The sequence below is a fragment of the Nitrospirillum pindoramense genome (assembly GCF_007827955.1).
GTDB lineage: Bacteria > Pseudomonadota > Alphaproteobacteria > Azospirillales > Azospirillaceae > Nitrospirillum > Nitrospirillum amazonense_B.
The window spans coordinates 269898-287729 of record NZ_VITR01000003.1; the positions used below are offsets into that span (position 1 = coordinate 269898).

At 66.1% G+C, this 17832-nt stretch carries 18 protein-coding genes; 11 read left to right on the forward strand and 7 right to left on the reverse strand.

Annotated features, from left to right (window positions below):
• Positions 1-58: 58 nt before the first annotated feature.
• The 8 genes from eno (at position 59) to FBZ90_RS06245 (ending at position 9233) form a co-directional block, all read left to right on the forward strand.
• A complete protein-coding gene (gene eno / locus FBZ90_RS06210; protein ID WP_145730152.1) occupies positions 59-1339 on the forward strand; it encodes a phosphopyruvate hydratase in 1281 nt (426 codons plus the stop codon).
• A gap of 196 nt (positions 1340-1535) precedes the next feature.
• The gene (locus tag FBZ90_RS06215) at positions 1536-1907 is read left to right on the forward strand and encodes an FtsB family cell division protein (protein WP_145730153.1); all 372 of its coding nucleotides are present in this window, start codon (positions 1536-1538) and stop codon (positions 1905-1907) included.
• Positions 1908-2111: 204 nt separating this feature from the next.
• Complete coding sequence (gene pdhA, locus FBZ90_RS06220; RefSeq protein ID WP_145730154.1) at positions 2112-3125, forward strand: pyruvate dehydrogenase (acetyl-transferring) E1 component subunit alpha; 1014 nt, start codon at positions 2112-2114, stop codon at positions 3123-3125.
• Positions 3126-3147: 22 nt separating this feature from the next.
• Positions 3148-4533, forward strand: coding sequence for a pyruvate dehydrogenase complex E1 component subunit beta (locus FBZ90_RS06225; protein ID WP_145730155.1), 1386 nt, complete (start codon positions 3148-3150; stop codon positions 4531-4533).
• 116 nt (positions 4534-4649) lie between these two features.
• A complete protein-coding gene (locus FBZ90_RS06230; protein ID WP_145730156.1) occupies positions 4650-5981 on the forward strand; it encodes a pyruvate dehydrogenase complex dihydrolipoamide acetyltransferase in 1332 nt (443 codons plus the stop codon).
• 133 nt (positions 5982-6114) lie between these two features.
• Positions 6115-7515 (forward strand): dihydrolipoyl dehydrogenase, encoded by a 1401-nt coding sequence (lpdA, locus tag FBZ90_RS06235; RefSeq protein ID WP_145730157.1) that lies wholly within the window; start codon positions 6115-6117, stop codon positions 7513-7515.
• Between the two features lie 267 nt (positions 7516-7782).
• Positions 7783-8766 carry a lipoyl synthase gene (gene lipA / locus FBZ90_RS06240; RefSeq protein ID WP_145730158.1) on the forward strand — a complete coding sequence of 328 codons (984 nt, stop codon included), beginning with the start codon at positions 7783-7785 and terminating at the stop codon, positions 8764-8766.
• A gap of 5 nt (positions 8767-8771) precedes the next feature.
• Positions 8772-9233: a type II toxin-antitoxin system RatA family toxin gene (locus FBZ90_RS06245; RefSeq protein ID WP_145730159.1), complete on the forward strand. Its 462-nt coding sequence runs from the start codon at positions 8772-8774 to the stop codon at positions 9231-9233.
• On the opposite strand, the gene FBZ90_RS06250 is transcribed toward FBZ90_RS06245, so the two are convergent.
• Together FBZ90_RS06250 and FBZ90_RS06255 are read right to left on the reverse strand one after the other, a co-directional pair.
• Positions 9230-9994 (reverse strand): hypothetical protein, encoded by a 765-nt coding sequence (locus tag FBZ90_RS06250; RefSeq protein ID WP_145730160.1) that lies wholly within the window; start codon positions 9992-9994, stop codon positions 9230-9232. The genes FBZ90_RS06245 and FBZ90_RS06250 overlap by 4 nt on opposite strands.
• Positions 9991-10383 (reverse strand): hypothetical protein, encoded by a 393-nt coding sequence (locus tag FBZ90_RS06255; protein ID WP_145730161.1) that lies wholly within the window; start codon positions 10381-10383, stop codon positions 9991-9993. Before FBZ90_RS06255 ends, FBZ90_RS06250 begins: the two co-directional genes overlap by 4 nt.
• 413 nt (positions 10384-10796) lie before the next feature.
• Between FBZ90_RS06255 and FBZ90_RS06260 the strand changes: the two genes are divergently transcribed.
• Positions 10797-11552 (forward strand): SDR family NAD(P)-dependent oxidoreductase, encoded by a 756-nt coding sequence (locus FBZ90_RS06260; RefSeq protein WP_246130179.1) that lies wholly within the window; start codon positions 10797-10799, stop codon positions 11550-11552.
• Positions 11553-11564: 12 nt separating this feature from the next.
• Here the strand turns inward: FBZ90_RS06260 and FBZ90_RS06265 are convergent, their stop codons facing one another.
• From FBZ90_RS06265 to FBZ90_RS06275, 3 genes are read right to left on the reverse strand one after another with little or no spacing between them, the layout of a single operon-like run.
• The gene (locus FBZ90_RS06265; protein WP_145730162.1) at positions 11565-12242 is read right to left on the reverse strand and encodes a hypothetical protein; all 678 of its coding nucleotides are present in this window, start codon (positions 12240-12242) and stop codon (positions 11565-11567) included.
• A gap of 26 nt (positions 12243-12268) precedes the next feature.
• Positions 12269-13147 carry a restriction endonuclease gene (locus FBZ90_RS06270; protein WP_211101919.1) on the reverse strand — a complete coding sequence of 293 codons (879 nt, stop codon included), beginning with the start codon at positions 13145-13147 and terminating at the stop codon, positions 12269-12271.
• 59 nt (positions 13148-13206) lie between these two features.
• Entirely contained in the window at positions 13207-14208 is a 1002-nt protein-coding gene (locus FBZ90_RS06275; RefSeq protein ID WP_145730163.1) for an MBL fold metallo-hydrolase, read from the reverse strand.
• Between the two features lie 179 nt (positions 14209-14387).
• Between FBZ90_RS06275 and FBZ90_RS06280 the strand changes: the two genes are divergently transcribed.
• On the forward strand, positions 14388-15164 hold the full coding sequence (locus FBZ90_RS06280; protein WP_145730164.1) for an alpha/beta hydrolase: 777 nt from the start codon (positions 14388-14390) through the stop codon (positions 15162-15164).
• A gap of 97 nt (positions 15165-15261) precedes the next feature.
• The gene (locus tag FBZ90_RS06285; protein WP_145730165.1) at positions 15262-15909 is read left to right on the forward strand and encodes an NMCC_0638 family (lipo)protein; all 648 of its coding nucleotides are present in this window, start codon (positions 15262-15264) and stop codon (positions 15907-15909) included.
• A gap of 55 nt (positions 15910-15964) precedes the next feature.
• Here the strand turns inward: FBZ90_RS06285 and FBZ90_RS06290 are convergent, their stop codons facing one another.
• Positions 15965-16474: a CinA family protein gene (locus FBZ90_RS06290; protein WP_145730166.1), complete on the reverse strand. Its 510-nt coding sequence runs from the start codon at positions 16472-16474 to the stop codon at positions 15965-15967.
• A 5-nt stretch (positions 16475-16479) separates the two neighbouring features.
• Entirely contained in the window at positions 16480-17655 is a 1176-nt protein-coding gene (locus FBZ90_RS06295) for a bifunctional 2-C-methyl-D-erythritol 4-phosphate cytidylyltransferase/2-C-methyl-D-erythritol 2,4-cyclodiphosphate synthase (RefSeq protein WP_145730167.1), read from the reverse strand.
• Positions 17656-17832 lie beyond the last annotated feature (177 nt).

Here is a 17832-nt window from a genome sequence, read left to right on the forward strand (position 1 = left end):
GACGGGCACCGTCCCGCCACGACGCATTCGCCGTCACGACGCATAAAGGGAAGAACCCATGTCCGCGATCATCGATATTCAGGGCCGCCAGATTCTCGACAGCCGGGGCAACCCGACCGTTGAGGTCGACGTTCGGCTGGAGTCCGGCGCCTTCGGCCGCGCCGCCGTGCCCTCCGGCGCCTCCACCGGCGCGCACGAGGCCGTTGAGCTGCGCGATGGCGACAAGAGCAAGTACCTGGGCAAGGGCGTGCTGAAGGCGGTCGAATCGATCAACAGCGAGATCTTCGACACCATCGGCGGCCTGGAATCCACCGACCAGGTGGCCATCGATACCGCGATGATCGAGCTGGACGGCACCCCCAACAAGGCCCGCCTGGGCGCCAACGCCATCCTGGGCGTGTCGCTGGCCGTGGCCAAGGCGTCGGCGGCCGAGCGGGACCTGCCGCTGTACCGCTACGTCGGCGGCACCAACGCCCGCATCCTGCCGGTGCCGATGATGAACATCATCAACGGCGGCGCCCATGCCGACAACCCCATCGACATCCAGGAATTCATGGTGATGCCGGTGGGTGCCGAGAGCTGCGCCGACGCCATCCGCATCGGCGCCGAGATCTTCCACGCCCTGAAGAAGAAGCTGAAGGACGCCGGCCACAACACCGCCGTGGGTGACGAGGGCGGCTTCGCCCCCAACCTCGCCTCCACCGACGAAGCCCTGTCCTTCATCATGAAGGCGGTCGAGGCCGCCGGCTACACGCCGGGTGACGACGTGGTGCTGGCGCTGGACGCCGCCTCCACCGAGTTCTTCAAGGACGGCAAGTACGTGCTGGCCGGCGAGAACAAGACCCTCGATCCCGACGCCATGGTGCGCTACTGGACCGACCTGGTGGGCCGCTACCCCATCGTCAGCATCGAAGACGGCATGGCCGAGGACGACTGGGCCGGCTGGAAGGCCCTGACCGACGCCATCGGGTCCAAGGTGCAGCTGGTGGGCGACGACCTGTTCGTCACCAACCCGGCCCGCCTGACCGACGGTATCAAGAAGGGGGTCGCCAACTCCATCCTGGTGAAGGTCAACCAGATCGGCAGCCTGACCGAGACGCTGGAGGCCGTGCGCATCGCCCAGGCCGCCGGCTACACCGCCGTGATGTCGCACCGCTCGGGCGAGACCGAGGACGCCACCATCGCCGACCTGGCCGTCGCCACCAACTGCGGCCAGATCAAGACCGGCTCGCTGTCGCGTTCCGACCGGATCGCCAAGTACAACCAGCTGATTCGTATCGAAGAGGCGCTGGACCTGGCGGCGGTGTTCCCGGGGCGCGGCGCGCTGAAGCGCGGCTGAAACCGGGCATCGTTCCGGTATCGTCCGGAATAGCCGGAAAGTGGGGGTGGGGGCCTGGCTTCCACCCCTTTTTCTTTGCCCTATAGTCGGTTGAAGTCGCGCGCCGGTTGGTATTTCAGATGAATTAAATGCGGCAGCCAGACTAGGCGCTGCTTTCCATTTGACGGTTGCGGAACCCTTGTGGAACCATGGGCCCATGATTGGCGCCCGTTCTTTCCGTACCGCACTGAACCGCGCCCTGCGCCAGGTGGTTGCACCTGTGGTGGGGGCGTCCGTCGTCGCCTATTTCGCGTACCACACGGTGCAGGGCGAACGCGGGCTGGTGGCGCTGACCCAGTTGCAGACCCAGGTCAGTCAGGCCAAGGCGCAACTGGACCAGGTGCGCGCGGAGCGTGAGGCGATGGAGCGTCGCGCCCGCCTGCTGCGCCCCGACAATCTGGACCCCGATATGCTGGAGGAAGAGTCCCGCAAGGTGCTCGATTTCTCCCGTCCGGATGACCTCGTGATCCTTCTTCCGGGCAAGCCTGCCCCGCATGAAGACAAGGATGCGCCGGCCAAAACGCCGTAAACCGCTGATAATCCACCGATTAGCCTGAATCAGGTTAATCGTAAATAATCCTTTTGAAGCAAGGTATTGCAGTGCACACTCCTTGCATTGCACCGCACTTGTGGTTAGCAGTGATGCCGTGCCGGCCGACCCGGCCCGGAGTGCACCTGGGGCCGACCCCCGGGGACCGCGACGCAATGCCCACGCTTGAGAAGGGAGACGCCAGTGGCCACGACCACGAGACGCCGTGCCAAGCCCGCTGAGAACGCAGCGCCGGAGCCGACCCAGGAGGAACTCCTCCGCTACTACAAGGAAATGTTGCTGATCCGCCGCTTCGAGGAGAAGGCCGGTCAGCTTTACGGCATGGGCCTCATCGGCGGCTTCTGCCACCTGTACATCGGCCAGGAGGCCGTGGTGGTGGGCATGCAGGCGGCGCAGCTGCCGGGCGACAGCGTCATCACCAGCTACCGTGACCACGGCCACATGCTGGCCTGCGGCATGGAGGCCAAGGGCGTGATGGCGGAACTGACGGGGCGCGCGGGCGGCTATTCCAAGGGGAAGGGCGGCTCGATGCACATGTTCTCGCGTGAGAAGAACTTCTACGGCGGCCACGGCATCGTTGGCGCCCAGACGCCCATCGGCACGGGCCTGGCCTTCGCCCACAAGTACAAGAAGGACGGTTGCATCGACGTCTGCTACCTGGGTGACGGCGCCGTCAACCAGGGCCAGGTCTATGAGTCCTTCAACATGGCGGCCCTGTGGAAGCTCCCGGTGATCTACGTCATCGAGAACAACAAGTACGCCATGGGCACCTCGCAGCAGCGCGCCTCGGCGGGTGAGCTGTACCTGCGCGGCAGCGCCTACGGCATCCCGGGCAAGCAGGTGAACGGCATGGACGTGCTGGAGGTCAAGAAGGCCGCCGACGAGGCCGTGGCCTACGTCCGTGGCGGCAACGGCCCCATGATCCTGGAGATGAAGACCTACCGCTACCGCGGCCACTCCATGTCCGACCCGGCCAAGTACCGCACGAAGGAAGAGGTCAACAAGATGCGGTCGGAATATGACTGCATCGACCATCTGAAGGCGATGCTGTTCGAGAAGGGCTATGCCGACGAGGAAAGCCTGAAGGTCATCGACCGCGACGTGAAGGCCGTCGTCACCGAGGCCGCCGACTTCGCGACCACCAGCCCCGAGCCCGACGCCTCGGAGCTGTGGACCGACATCCTCGTGGAAGCCTGATCGCTGGCCGGAGAATAAGAAAATGCCCATCGATATCCTGATGCCGGCCCTGTCCCCCACCATGACCGAAGGCAAGTTGGCCAAGTGGGTGAAGAAGGAAGGCGACACCATCAAGGCGGGTGACGTCATCGCCGAGATCGAGACCGACAAGGCCACCATGGAAGTGGAAGCGGTCGACGAAGGCACCCTGGCCAAGATCCTGGTGCCGGAAGGCACCGAGAACGTGGCCGTGAACACCGCCATCGCCCTGTTGGCCGGCGAAGGCGAGAGCGCCAGCGACGTGACCGCCGCCCAGGCCCCCGCCGCGCCTGCCCCCAAGGCCGAGGCGCCCCGGGAAGAGGCCAAGCCGGCCGCCGTTCCCGCCGCCCCGGTGGTTTCGGCCCTGGTGGCCCCGCCGCCGTCGGACGAGGACCGCTTCTTCAAGAACACCCAGACCATGACGGTGCGCGAGGCCCTGCGCGACGCCATGGCCGAGGAGATGCGCAAGGACGCCAACGTCTTCGTCATGGGCGAGGAAGTGGCCGAATACCAGGGCGCCTACAAGGTGACCCAGGGCCTGCTGCAGGAATTCGGTCCCGACCGCGTGATCGACACCCCCATCACCGAGCACGGCTTCGCCGGCCTGGCGGTGGGTGCGGCCTTCGGCGGCCTGCGCCCGGTCGTGGAGTTCATGACCTTTAACTTCTCGATGCAGGCCATCGACCACATCATCAATTCCGCCGCCAAGACGCTGTACATGTCCGGCGGCCAGATGGGCTGCCCCATCGTGTTCCGTGGCCCCAACGGCGCCGCCGCCCGCGTGGCCGCCCAGCACAGCCAGGAATACAGCAGCTGGTACGCCCACATCCCGGGCCTGAAGGTGGTGGCTCCCTACAGCGCCGCCGATGCCAAGGGCCTGCTGAAGGCCGCCATCCGTGATCCGAACCCCGTGGTCTTCCTGGAAAACGAAATCCTGTACGGCCAGCACTTCGAAGTGCCGACCGATCCGGACTTCATCATCCCGATCGGCCGGGCCAAGATCGAGCGCGCCGGCACGGATGTGACCATCACCGCCTTCTCGCTGCAGGTCGGCATGGCCCTGGCCGCCGCCGAAAAGCTGGCGGAGCAGGGGATCAGCGCCGAGGTCATCAACCTGCGCAGCATCCGTCCCCTGGATGTCCACACCATCGTGGAAAGCGTGAAGAAGACCAACCGCCTGGTCTCGGTGGAAGAGGGCTGGCCCTTCGCCGGCATCGGCGCGGAAATGTCCGCGGTGATGATGGAACACGCCTTCGATTACCTGGATGCGCCCGTGGTCCGCGTGCACGGCAAGGACGTGCCCATGCCCTACGCCGCCAACCTGGAAAAGCTGGCCCTGCCGCAGGTGGATGACGTCGTCACCGCCGCCAAGGCCGTGCTGTACCGCTGAACCGGCCGGGAAGGCGCCTCCCGCCCCGATGGGGGCCGGGGGCGCCTTCTGCCGCATCCGTCAGAGATTTGGGGCGCCTGGCCTGACGCCACGGCCCCCTGGGGGAGAGCAAACCCATGCCGATCGATATCCTGATGCCGGCCCTGTCGCCCACGATGACCGAGGGTAAGCTGGCGAAGTGGGTGAAGAAGGAAGGCGACACGATCAAGGCGGGCGACGTCATCGCCGAGATCGAAACCGACAAGGCCACCATGGAAGTGGAGGCCGTGGACGAGGGCACGCTGGGCAAGATCCTGGTGCCGGAGGGGACCGATGGCGTGGCGGTGAACGCCAAGATCGCCATCCTGCTGGAGGAAGGCGAGAGCGCCGACGCCCTGAGCGCCGCGCCCAAGGCCGCCGCCCCTGCGCCGGCCCCCACGGCGGCTAAGGCGGAAGCCGCCGCCACGGCCCCCGCCAAGGCCGAGGCCGCCCCGGCCGCCGCTGCGGCGCCGGCCCCGGCGCATGACGGCAAGCGCGTGTTCGCCAGTCCGTTGGCCCGCCGCATGGCCGCCCAGGCCGGCCTGGATCTGGCCAAGGTGTCCGGCACCGGCCCGTCCGGCCGCATCGTGAAGGCCGACGTCGAGGCCGCGCTGAAGGGCGGGGCCGCCAAGGCCGCGCCGGCCGCCGCCGCCGCCGCCCCCGCCGCTGCTGCTCCGGCCGCCGCCGCGCCGGCTCCGGTCGCTGCTCCGAAGGGCATCGACGCCAAGGCTTTGGCCGACAAGCTGGGCATGAAGTACAAGGTCCTGCCCAACAGCGGCATGCGCAAGACCATCGCCAAGCGCCTGACCGAGGCCTGGCAGACCATCCCGCACTTCGGCCTGTCGGTCGATTGCGAGATCGACGCCCTGCTGGCGCTGCGCGCCCAGCTGAACGAGAAGTCGGGCGAGAAGGTGTCGGTCAACGACTTCGTCGTGAAGGCCGTGGCCGTGGCCCTGCGCAAGGTGCCGGAGGCCAACGTCTCCTGGCATGAGGACGGCATCCTGCAGTACGAGGGCGTGGATGTCTCCGTGGCCGTGGCCACCGATGGCGGCCTGATCACCCCCATCGTGAAGAACGCCGACCAGAAGGGCCTGGCCACCATCTCCGCCGAGGTGAAGTCCCTGGCCGCCAAGGCCAAGGAAGGCAAGCTGAAGCCCGAGGAGTTCCAGGGCGGCACCTTCAGCGTGTCCAACCTGGGCATGTTCGGGATCAAGAGCTTCACCTCCATCATTAACCCGCCGCAGAGCTGCATCCTGTCCGTGGGTGCCGGTGAGAAGCGGCCGGTGGTGAAGGGCGACGCCCTGGCCGTGGCCACGGTCATGAGCCTGACGCTGACGGTGGACCATCGCTCGGTCGACGGCGCCGTGGGCGCCCGTTACCTGCAGGTCCTGAAGAAGCTGATCGAGGACCCCATCACGCTGATGCTGTGATGCCCATCCCCGGAAGCGCCCGACGCTTCCGGGGATTTCTCTTGTCGTTGACCAAAAGCGCGGGGCGGGCGCCCCCCGAGGGTTGTACCCAGCTATGGGCGGGCCCTGCGCCTTTTGAAGGGAACAGACCGAAATGGCCGATACCGAATTCGACGTGCTGGTCCTGGGCGCCGGCCCCGGTGGCTATGTCGCCGCCATCCGCGCCGCCCAGCTGGGCCTGAAGGCCGCGGTGGTGGAACGTGAGCATCTGGGCGGCATCTGCCTGAACTGGGGCTGCATCCCGACCAAGGCCCTGCTGCGCTCCGCCGAGATCTACGGCTACATGAAGCATGCCGACGCCTATGGCCTGTCGGCCGGCGCCATCGGCTTCGACCTGCCCAAGGTGGTGAAGCGGTCCCGCCAGGTGGCGGGCCAGCTGTCGGCGGGCGTGAAGGGCCTGCTGAAGAAGAACAAGGTGCCGGTGTTCGACGGCAGCGCCAAGCTGGCCGGCGGGGGGAAGGTCACCGTCACCGCCAAGGACGGCGGCACCCAGACCCTGGCGGCCAAGCACATCATCATCGCCACCGGCGCCCGCGCCCGCTCCCTGCCGGGGCTGGAGCCGGACGGCAAGTTCGTCTGGTCGTACAAGGAGGCCCTGGTCCCCGACACCATGCCGAAGTCGCTGCTGGTCGTGGGCTCCGGCGCCATCGGCATCGAATTCGCCAGCTTCTTCCGCACCCTGGGTGCCGAGGTGACGGTGGTGGAGGTCATGGACCGCGTCCTGCCGGTGGAGGATGAGGAAATCTCCGCCTTCGCCCGTAAGCAGTTCGAAAAGCAGGGCATGAAGATCATCACCGGCGGCAAGGTGACCAAGCTGGACAAGGGCGCCACCACCGTCACCGCCCATATCGAGGTGGGCGGCAAGGTGGAGACCCTGACGGTGGAGCGTGTCATCACCGCCGTCGGCATCCAGGCCAACACCGAGAACATCGGTCTGGAGAACACCAAGGTGAAGCTGGACCGTGGTCACATCGTGACCGACGGTTACCTGCGCACGGACGAGCCGGGCGTCTACGCCATCGGCGACGTGGCTGGCGCGCCATGGCTGGCCCACAAGGCCAGCCATGAGGGCGTGATCTGCGTGGAGAAGATCGCCGGCGTGAAGGACGTCCACCCGATGGACAAGCTGAACATCCCGGGCTGCACCTACTGCAACCCGCAGGTGGCCAGCGTCGGCCTGACCGAAGCCAAGGCCAAGGCCGCCGGCTATGAGGTCAAGGTCGGCCGCTTCCCCTTCATCGGCAATGGCAAGGCCATCGCCCTGGGTGAGCCGGAAGGCATGGTCAAGACGGTGTTCGACGCCAAGACCGGCGAGCTGCTGGGCGCCCACATGGTGGGGGCCGAGGTGACGGAGCTGATCCAGGGCTATGTCGTCGGCAAGACCCTGGAGACCACCGAGGCCGAGCTGATGCATACCATCTTCCCGCACCCGACCCTGTCGGAGATGATGCATGAGTCCGTTCTGGCCGCCTATGGCCGGGCGATTCATTATTAAGCGGTCCCTCAGGCGCCGGGCGCCGGCATCCGCCGGCTTGGCTTCCTCAGTTTTCAGTCCACTGCGTTCCCCGAAAACTTCCGGCGGATACAGTCGCATCCTACAACGGCATGAGGTGGAGCCTCATGCCGTTGGTGTGGGGGGCGGGGCTTAGGGGTTTTGATATTGGGGCCGGGGCGGGTGGTGCATGCGTGGGGTTCGCCCAGCGCGCTTGGCCTTCCGTCCCGGCCCCCTTATGTTTCAGGAAACATTCGTTTCAAAGGCTGCATGCCCATGACCGCCGACAAGATCCGCCATCCGGAAAAGCAGAACCGCCCGGACAACCCCATCCAGCGCAAGCCGGAATGGTTGCGGGTGAAGGCCCCGGCCGGTGGCGTGTTCAACGAGACGCGCAACCTGATGCGCGGCCTGAAGCTGAACACGGTGTGCGAGGAGGCGGCCTGCCCCAATATTGGGGAGTGCTGGAAGCAGCGCCACGCCACCTTCATGATCCTGGGGGCGGTCTGCACCCGCGCCTGCGCCTTCTGCAACGTGGCGACCGGTCGACCCGATCAGTTGGACCCGCACGAGCCCGATAACGTGGCCGAGGCCGTGGCCCGCATGAAGCTGCAGCATGTGGTGGTCACCTCCGTCGACCGCGATGACCTGGCCGATGGCGGCGCCGAGCATTTCGCCCGCACCATCCGCGCCATCCGGCGCGAGGCCCCCGGCGTGACCATCGAGGTGCTAACGCCCGACTTCATGAAGAAGCAGGGCGCCATCGAGACGGTGGTGGAGGCCCGCCCCGACGTCTTCAACCATAATCTGGAGACGGTGCCGCGCCTGTACCCCGGCATCCGCCCCGGCGCCCGCTACTTCACCTCCCTGTCCCTGCTGTCGCGGGTGCGGGAGCTGGACCCCAGCATCTTCACCAAGTCCGGCATCATGGTCGGTCTGGGCGAAACCAAGGAGGAGGTGGGCCAGGTCATGGACGATCTGCGCGCCGCCGACGTGGATTTCATCACCATCGGCCAGTACCTGGCGCCCACGCCCAAGCATGCGCCGGTGGACCGCTTCGTTACCCCCGATGAGTTCGCCAGCTATGCAACCGTGGCCCGGGGCAAGGGGTTCCTGATGGTGTCCAGCTCCCCGCTGACCCGCAGCAGCCACCATGCCGGCGATGATTTCGTGAAGCTGCGGGAAGCCCGCGAGGCCAAGCTGGCCGGTCGTTCCCCGTTGGCCGCCCCTGCCGCTGACGCCGCCGCCGAGTAAGCCTGATGCCCACGCATGCCGAGAAGCGCGTCCTGCCCTACACGCCGGAACAGCTGTTCCAGCTGGTGGCGGACGTGGAGAAATATCCCGAGTTCCTGCCCTGGGCCGTGGCGGCCCGCATCCGCCGCCGCGAGGGCAACACCTTCTGGGCCGACCTGGTGATCGGCTTCAAGATGGTGCGGGAGCGTTTCACCTCCAAGGTGGTGCTGAGCGAACCCGGCCGCCGCATCGACGTGGCCTATACCGAGGGCCCGTTCCACTACCTGAACAACCACTGGATCTTCGAGCCGCACCCCGACGGCTGCCTGCTCGATTTCTACGTTGATTTCGAGTTCCGCAACGTCATCCTGCAAAAGATCATCGGCGCCCTGTTTGGCGAAGCCGTGCGCCGCATGGTCGCCGCCTTCGAGACCCGGGCCCACCAGCTCTACGGCGCGCCCGGCGGCCGGCCCGTTGGTGCGGTTTAAGGATTGCGGCCTGTCAAAGTGGAGCGGTTTCGATCAGCTTCGCGCTTTGCTCTCTTCTCCGCGTGAGCTTTTTCCCGTGCCTGTTGTTTAGGTGTTGGTGCGGGGGCCTTCTCTTGCGCTGCTTGAGCGCGCGCCATATGAAATCGTTTCTGATCTTCGGTCAACCACGGAGGTATATGAGCCGCTGCAGGATTATGCAATGGCGGTGGCAATGGCGGTGGAGGTTCCGGCCAAACACGAAGAGCTAGATTTTGGACCCTTCTATATCTTTCACGGCCTAAATATTGAAGCCACTCGAGTGTTAATGCAAAATAGGCTTCTTGTGCTTTGAGGAGTGGCACATCCACATGTCGCCACTGGTAATCAAAAATCTCGAGTGTTTCGGCTGCAGTTTGCGGATCAGTAAAAAACAGACCAGACGTAAGGCCTTCCGAGCCCCACATACAATGAGCGAACTGGTTTCTGATTTTCAGACTCAGTCGGACCATGCATAGCGTCTGTGTATACTCCCGTTGAAGCCCAACTTCGGAGAAGCGTGGCGCCGCTAACGCGTCAGCGGCGTCAATTCGGCTACTTGTGCTACGTAGCCGGTACAGGGCCTTCAAGACTTCATAGGTTAGACTGCAAGCATGTGCGGCATTTAGGCAAACTAAGTGTTCTATCTCGCCGAAACTCGCTAGAATTTTCCCGACGTGCGCTGCTTCTGCTGGAAAGTCATCGAATGCTGGGTTGATTCGATAGGGGCCGTAGGCGTCACTCATGGGTGGCTTCCAACTGCAGTCAAATAGGGGATGGCAATGCTAACGACCGCAGTGGCGATGGAGAGCGCTGCGATGACCAACGCAATCGTCGCTCTTCTGTTTGCGCCCTCAGCCGCTATCGCTTGCCGCTCCGCTGCCATAGCTGCACGTTCAGCCGCCACCGAGGCTGCAACGGCTGCGTCTTTTGCCTCACGCGCGATCGATATCTGTTCTGCTTGGGAAAGTTCACTGATACGCTGTGTTTCAATATCCTTCTCCCTCAGCCATTTCACAGCAATCGCGTTGAGGTGCGGGGACCATGCTCCGCTCTGCATCAGAAGGCGCACTTGGGCGGAGCCCTTCTCCTCCATTTCGGCGATGATGGAAGGATCATCTGGAGCAACGTGCATTCCGTTCGCTCTCTCCGTTTGGTTGACCTACTGCCAAGGATAGCGAAGAGCCGAGTGAGTGTCTCTCATGTCCGGACTTGCATATGGATGGAATGAACGCATGGTGAAGCAATTCAAGATAGCTGGCGCCGGAGCGGAAAAGTGTCCAGCAGGATGGTCTCTGCCTTCAAGGCCCGCGCAGCGCCGGACGTTGGTCGCGGTCTGAGGAGCGTTCCAATGGAGCAAGGCGCGAAAGTAAAACGTCCGCCGGCCACTGGGGATGGTCTGATGTTTTTCCCTGCCTTGTGCCTGAAGCGGTAAGTTCGCCCTCGGGTTACCCCATGCGGGTTGCCTCTTAAGCCTAGGCCCTGATCTTTTCCGCCGTCCGACACGTACCATCAGGCCAAGGCCTGCTCCGAAGCGGAGCCTTGGTCTTGAGCGGGCTGCGTGAGGGTGGTGGCATGGGTGGCTTCAACGGGCAAGCGCCGGAAGGATGCGCCGTGGTGGTGGGGGCTGGCGGGTTGGGCCGGGCGCTTGCCGCGGCTCTAACGGAACGCGCGGCGCATGTCCACGTCATGCTGTCGGGCCGGCGGGAGGCCCCCCCCTGTGACATCACCAACGAACGGTCCGTCGCCGCCCTGGCGGAGCGGGTGTGGGACACGGGCGCGCCTCTGCGCACCGTGATCGTGGCGACGGGCTTTCTGCATGGGCCGGGGCCGGAGCCGTATCAGGCCTTCGCGCCGGAAAAGACCTGGCGCCAGCTTGATCCCGCCCACCTGGCCAATGCCTTCGCCGTCAACGCCATCGGGCCGGCGCTGCTGGCCAAGCATCTGCTTCCCCTGTTCCCGGCCAGCCGGCGCTGCGTCTTCGCCGCCCTCTCGGCCAAGGTCGGGTCCATCGGCGACAACGCCACCGGCGGGTGGTACGGCTATCGCGCCAGCAAGGCGGCGCTGAACCAGATCATCCGGACGGCGGCCATCGAGCTGGCCCGCACCCGCCCCTTGTCGCTGTGCGTCGCCGTCCATCCCGGCACCGTGGACACCGCCTTGTCGGCCCCCTTCGCCAAGACCGGCCTGGACGTCCGCCCGCCGGACCGCGCCGCGGCCCAGATCCTGGACATGCTGGACCGCCTGCACCCCGATGACACCGGCCGCTTCTTCGCCTACGACGGCCGCGAACTGCCGTGGTGAGGGTCAGGGCGCCTACTTCGCCAGCGGCGTTACCTTGACCGCGTTCTGCGGGCCGGCGGTGATGGTGGTGCCGGTGGCGTCGGGGATGAAGCGGATGGGGACCTCGATCCGCTTGGTGCAGGTCTGCAAGGTCCACACCTCGCGCCAGGGCGGCGATTTGCCGCCGGGGGTGGGAAGTGCCTCGCGGTCCACGAAACGGGTGTCGGCCACATACTCGCGGGCGCAGCCTTCCTCGGTGGCGCCGGGGGTGATCTTCACCAGCTGATCCACCTGCTGGATGGCGTCGCGCTGCAGCAGAACGTCGGTATGCGTGCCGCCGGGCAGCAGGGCGCCCATGGCGATGGCCTGGCCCGCCTGCTTCCAGCCCAGGACGTTCAGGGTGCGGGTGACGCCGCAGCCGGCCAGCGTCACCTGCTGGCGCCAGATGCCGGTCTGCAACTGGCCGGCGGCATCGAACACCAGCGGCTGGAACACCGCCACGTCGGCCGAGGCGGTGGCCTGGGCGCCGGGGCAGGGGTTGTTCATGACCACGGCCGACTGCTGGGCCGTGGCCAAGGTCATCTGCCGCACGCCGGGATCGGCGAACAGCCGGGCCGTGTTGGCCTGATCGTCGGCGAAGGCTGGGCTGGCGGTTAGAACGATCGCCGCGGCGAAGAGATTCAAGGCATGGGCGCGGATTTTGTAGGCCATGGGAGTACCTTGAGTTGAAAAACAATTTAAAATTGTTCGAAGAACTCATTGTTTATAGTGATTTCTTCGACGATGACCTCACGGACTGATACCCCAAGCCTGAGGTCCTTGAGCAGGCCACAAAGGGTTTCGCCATCAATCAAATCAATGGCCGGGGCGCCATCCCGTGTCGCCTCGCGGCGCCCCTCGGCGGTGAAGGTGCCCGTCGTTATGATCAATCCCTTATCGGCGCGCCCTTGCATGGCGCCTCGGAAATTTCGAACAACCTCTGAGCCCACCGCATTCTTCCAGCGCTTACACTGAAAAAGAACATGGAACGAGACGAGATTGATACGCAGGACGCCCACGCCATCGATGCCGCCGTCATTTGTCTTCCCGGTCACCTCCACCCTGGTGAAGCCGCTCTCCCTCAAGATGCGCTTGCATAGTTGCTCGAACGCGGATGGGGAGATGGTCATGAGACGCTGAAGAAGGCGACTGGACCAGTCGTCTACTTCCTCGCCTCTATCGACGAGGGCCATGTCATTTTCAGACTCAACGGCCTTTTTGGTAGCCAAGGACGCATTGTAGGCATCAGCGACAATGCGTCGAAGATCGGCGCTGGGCCTTTCCGCCGCAGCACGACCTTCTTCTGTGAGAATCCAAACACCCCGTTGGGGGTTTGTGATGAACCCCGGGATCTTCAGGAAGCTACGCGCCCATGACATCCGGTCCGGCAGAATTGGGGCGCCGCTCTTGGAATAAGTGACGTTGAGCAACTCCGCTGGAATCTTCATTGAAGACACCAGCGCATCTTCGATCTCCTCCACCGACCCGGAACCACCGAGGTCACGGAGGGCGTCAAGCGTGGGTTTGAAGAAATCCGTGTACTTAGGCAGGTCCATATTTTTGGGGGATGTGGTCATGCGCGGATCTCTATAGCGGCCTAGGCTTAGTCTTATCCGTGAGGATAGTTGGTGTTTTTTTACTCTCCCAGGCTGTATTGCGCCGGTTCCCACACATAGCTCCTGGGATCGGCCTTGCCGTCGGTGGCGTCCTTGGGGCGGATGTGGCCGATGCCGGGGAAGGAGATGTGGGCGGCGGCCACCCAATAGCCGTCCTTGGCGGCCTCGGCGAAGATGCGGGCCCGTTCCTTGGCGGCGGCGGGGCTGTCGCTGTCGAACTGAACGGTGGTGGCCGGGGTGTCGAACTGCACGGCGGCCACATGCATCAGGTCGCCCCAGAACAGGATCTTCTGGCCCTTGCTTTCGGCGGCATAGACGGTGTGGCCGGGGGTATGGCCATGGGCCGGAAGGGCGGTGATGCCGGGGAACAGAGAGGTTACGCCATCAAAGGTCTTCAGCTTGCCGGCGGCGGCATAAGCGTCCAGCAGCTTATGCGCGGTGGTGAAGCCGCCCCGTTTATCGGCGGGCGCCTTGGCCTCGGCTTCGGGATTCAGCCAATAGCCCTTCTCCGCCGCGTCGACATAGATGGTGGCGTTGGGGAAGGTCGGGTGGCCGTCCGTCATCAGGCCGCCGATATGGTCGCCGTGCATATGGGTGATCAGCACGGCGTCCACCTGATCCGGCGTGTAGCCGGCGGCCTTGAGGTTGGCCAGCAGGTGGCTGGGCGCCTGGGGGCCTGCCAGGCCGTTCAGGCCGGTGTCGACCAGGATCAATTGCGCGCCGGTGTTGACCAGGAAGGCGTTGACCGAGGTGGGCGTGGGGCTGGGCTGATGGTTGCGCGCCAACGCCGCCGCCACCTTGGCCGGCGTGGTGTTGGTCATCAGCTTGTCCATGGGCAGCGTCAGGATCGTGTCATTCAGCGCCGTGACCTCGAAATCCCCCAGCATCAGGCGGTAGTAGCCCGGCGCCTGGGTCTTCACCTGCGGGGCGGCGGCACGGGCCGTCAGGGGCAGGGCGACCAGGGACAGCGACAGGGGGGCGGCGGCGAGCGCCAGGGCCAGGCCAAGGGAACGCGGCGACATGGGGAAACTCCGGCAGGCGGGACCCGTGAAGGCGAGGGTCCGAACAGGGGACGGGGCGCCAGACTATGCCCCAGCCTCCCCGGCATGCAACCGGGTGGAGTCCTGGCGCCATCGGTTGACGCGCGGGCGACCCGTCCCCCAAGCTGGCGGCGTGGGGAAGCGGGCCGGGGGGAGGCGGGATGCGCGGACGTGTCGTTTGGGTGTTGGCCTGCCTGCCGCTGCTCCTGACGGTGCTGGCGCGGGCGGATGACGTGGTTCATCTCACGGCCCGCCCGCAGGTTACGCCCGTGGCGGCGGAGGAAGCGGTGGGTCCGGTGCGCCTGGACGATGGCATGGTCCTCATCCCCCGATCCTACCGGCCAGGCCAGCCCCTGCCATTGCTGGTGATGCTGCACGGTGCCAGCCAGCGGGGCGCCGACATGGTGGCCCGCTTGGCGCCGCTGGCGGAGACCCGTGGGGTGATCATCGCGGCCCCCGACTCCAGGGACTACACCTGGGACATGCTCGCCGCGCGCAAGCATGAGACGGACGAGCGCTGGGGGCCACGCTATGGCAGCGATCCGGCGCGCATCGATACCTTCCTCGCCCGGGTCTTCGCCCGCTATGCCGTGGACCCGGCCCGGGTGGCGTTGGCTGGCTTCTCCGATGGGGCAACCTACGCCCTGTCGCTGGGACCGGAAAACCTGGGCCTGTTTCCCACGCTGATCGCCTTTTCCCCCGGGCACATCGCCCCGTTGCACACCCAGGGGACATTGTCCGACGGCGGCCAGAGGCGGGTGTTCATCAGCCACGGCACGGCTGACCGGGTCTTGCCCCTGGAGGAGACGGCGCGCGCCACCGTGCCGGCGTTCAAGCGGCGGGGGTTCCTGGTGGATCTGCGGGTGTTCGAGGGCGGGCATGCGATGCCGCCGGAGGTGGTCGAGAGCGCGTTGGACTGGTGGCTGGGGCGCGGTTGAGCGTTGGGGATAAAGTATGATTGCATGGATGCAATCCATATGTGCTCAATTTTTCAGCCGTCCGGGTGGGGAATGGGCTTGGCAGGAGGGGGATGCTTTGAAGGGGGCATGGAAGGCGGTCGCTGGGGCGGTGATGATCGTGGGGGCGCTGAACCACGGGGCGGCGGCGCAGGAGGCTACGCCACAGCCGCCACCCGTTCAATTGCCCGAGCCATCGCCGGAAGATGTTGCCGCCGCAACGGAACTGGCCGCGGTCTTCGAGGATTTCTGCCTCAAGCGCTTTCCGGATGACGAGGCGGTCAAGGCGGGGGCACAGGACTTGACCGCCATGACGCCGGATCAAGTGAAGGGCATCTTGAAGGATGACCCGGGCATGGGCTGGTACAAAAGGACCCCCCTGGCCCTGTACAAGATTACCTTGGAACTGCCGCCTTATCATGCCTGCGCCGTTCGTCGCATGACCGCGAACGGCATCCCGACGGTCAAGCCCTATCTGGCGGCGGTTACGGCATTCGCCGCCGCGCAGGGGCGGCCCTTGCAAGGCGGGCAGGCCCAGAAGATGAACCTGCCCAGCGGGCCCACGGTCACCCTCTTTCCCCAAGCCATCGCGGACGCGACAGGGCAACGCGTCCAAACCCAGTTCATGGTGCTGCTGACCAACTACCACCATCAATACGGGGGGGAGGATTATGTCGGCGGCGTGGGACTGGAAGTCCGATACGTCCGGCAGGAAAAGCAGCCTTGATTGAATGCGTCGCCCCGGTGTTGGGCGCCAGAGGGCTGGGCGCCAGAGGGCTGGGTTAGCCTTCCCCCGTTCCGTCCTGCACCGCGGCGGCCAAGCCCATGGCCAGCGCCCGCGCCACCGCCGCCAGGCGCACCGCGTCACGGTTGCCGGGAAAGACGTGCCGCTCCACCACCACGGGGTGGTCGCGGCGGGCGCAGCCCAGATAGACCAGGCCCACCGGCTTTTCCAGGCTGCCCCCGCCGGGCCCGGCGATGCCGGTCACCGACAGGGCGATGTCGGCGCGGGAGCGGGCCAGCAGCCCCTCCGCCATGGCGTGCGCCACCTCGCGGCTGACGGCCCCGTGCAGGGTGATCAGGCCGTCGGGCACGCCCAGCAGGTCGATCTTGGCCTGGTTGCTGTAGGTGACCACCCCCCGGTCGACCACGGCGGAGGAGCCAGCGACCGCCGTGAGGCTAGCGGAGATCAGGCCGCCGGTGCAGGACTCGGCCGTGGCCAGCCACAAGCCTTCTTTTTGGCAGGTGGCCAGCAGGCGTTCAGCCGCGTCCGTGATCTCCGCCGGGAACATGGGCGTCAGGCTCCCGTGGCCGGCCAGGGGAGGCGAACCGTGCAGGTCGCCATGGCGGCGATGCCCTCGCGCCGGCCGGTGAAGCCCAGGCCCTCGGTGGTGGTGGCCTTCACCGACACGCGGTCGGGCGCGATCTCCAGCAACTCGGCCACGCGGGCCACCATGGCTTCGCGGTGCGGGCCCACCTTGGGCCGCTCGCAAATGACGGTGATGTCGCAATGGGCGATGACGCCGCCCTTGGCCGTCACCAGGCTGGCGGCGTGCCGCAGGAACTTGCCGCTGTCGGCGCCGCGCCAGCGCTCATCCGTGGGCGGGAAGTGGCTGCCGATGTCGCCGGCGCTGATGGCGCCCAGGATGGCGTCGGTCAGGGCGTGCAGGCCCACGTCGGCGTCGGAATGGCCTTCCAGCTTGTGGGTGTGCGGCACCTTCAGGCCGCAGAGGACGATGTGGTCGCCCTCCGTGAACTTGTGCACGTCATAGCCGTGGCCCACGCGGACGTCGCCCAACTGGTTCATGATGATCTTCTCCGCCCGCGCCAGATCCTCGGCGTGGGTCACTTTCAGGTTGTCGGGGTTGGTGGGCACGAGGCGGACCGGCAGGCCGGACTTCTCCGCAACCGCGGCGTCGTCGGTCAGTTCCTGCCCCGCCAGATCGCGGTGCGCCTTCAGGATGTCGGCGAAGCGGAAGCCCTGCGGCGTCAACGCCCGCCACAGCGCCGTGCGGTCCACCGTGGCGGCCACGGCGCCGTCCGTGTCGGCCCGCTTCAGCGTGTCGCTGACGCTGGCCGCCGCCAGGGCGGCCGGCACCTCCGCCAGGGCGCCGATGATGGCGGAGATGCTGGCGGCGTCGACCAGCGGACGGGCGGCGTCGTGGATCAGCACCAGATCATAGCCGCCCTCGGCCGCGGCGGCCTCAAGCCCGTTGCGCACGCTGTCCTGGCGGGCGGCGCCCCCGGCGATGGGTGGGGGCAGGTCCAGGCCGTCCACCGCCGCCTCATACAGGTCGCGGTGGGCGGGGTTGATCACCACGCGCACCGCCGTCACCTCCGGATGGTTCTGGAAGGCGGCCACAGTGCGGGCCAGGACCGGGCGGCCGGCCAGGGACAAATACTGCTTGGGCATGTCCCCGCCGAAGCGGGAGCCACTGCCGGCGGCGACGATCAGGGCAAGGCAGGACGGCATGATGGGTCGAGACACCGGAAAACGATGAGATGAAAAGAAGCTCGGGACCAGAGACGGCCCCTTTGCCCCGAGAGAGATATCGCGTGTTAGAAGGCCGCCGCCAGGGGTGTTTGGTCGCTGGCCCCCACGACCTGCCATACCATAGTCGCATCTGCCACCTTCGGCGGCATCGCTTCC